The organism is Sulfitobacter sp. (assembly GCF_041552635.1).
Taxonomy (GTDB): Bacteria; Pseudomonadota; Alphaproteobacteria; order Rhodobacterales; family Rhodobacteraceae; genus Sulfitobacter.
The window spans coordinates 1-1,044 of record NZ_JBFEKM010000399.1; the positions used below are offsets into that span (position 1 = coordinate 1).

The following is a 1,044-nucleotide window of genomic DNA, read 5'->3' on the forward strand; positions in this document are numbered from 1 at the left end:
GACCGGATCAAGGCCGATGGAATTGCCGATGGTCACAAAAAGCGGCCCCAGCAACAGCACGGCGGCTGGCAGGTCAAGGAACGCCCCGACGATCAGCATCACCACATTCAACGCGAGGATAATCATCCACGGGTTCTGGATGGTCGCAGCGACCCATTCCGCCAGCTCTTGTGGGACGCGCTCAGCCGTCAGCACCCACTGGATCGTCGAGGACGCCATGATGATGATCATGACTGCGCCGGTCATCATCGCGGTATCAACGGTGGCGTCCCAGATGCCCTTGAACGTCAGATCACGATAAACGAGGCCCGATATCAACAGTGCATAGGCGACGGCCAGAACCGAAACCTCGGTCGGGGTTGCGATGCCAAAGCGCAGGGTGCCGATGATGAACACGGGCATCAGCATGGCTGGAAACGCGATCAATAGCTGGCCGCGGAATTCCTTGAACCCACCCGGCAAAGGGGAGCGCGGCAGCTTTTTACGATGCGCGACCAGCCAGACGGTGGCGAACATCCCGATCCCCAACATCAGGCCCGGCAGGATACCCGCGACGAACAGGTCCACGATCGAGACGTTCGAAACAAGACCGTACAGGATCAGCGGGATCGACGGCGGGATCAGTACCGAAACCGTCGAAGAAGCAGAGTTGATCGCGGCGGTAAAACCACCCGGATAGCCTTCCTTCTGCTGGACCGGGATCAACGCGTTGCCCAGTGCCGAAGCATCCGCTACAGCGGAACCCGACACGCCACCGAACATCACCGACCCAAGGATCGACACCTGCCCCATACCGCCGCGCATGTTACCGACCAGCAGCCGCGCGACGTTGATAAGGTAGACACCGAACTTGCCCGACATCATCAGGTTGCCCGCCAGAATAAAGAACGGGATCGCCAGCATCGGAAAACTTTGCGTCGGGGTATACAGCCGCTGCGCGATCACCGCCAAAGGCTTGCCATCAAACCACAGCGCGGCAGCGACACCGCCAATCATGGCATGGGCCACGGGTACGGACAGGGCCAGCAGGCCAAAGAAAATCCA

1 protein-coding gene is annotated in these 1,044 nt (G+C 60.1%); it reads right to left on the bottom strand.

The window, feature by feature from the left end:
- On the bottom strand, window positions 1-1,044 hold a 1,044-nt coding region (locus tag ABYT07_RS21375; RefSeq protein ID WP_372994012.1), incomplete at both ends, for a TRAP transporter large permease.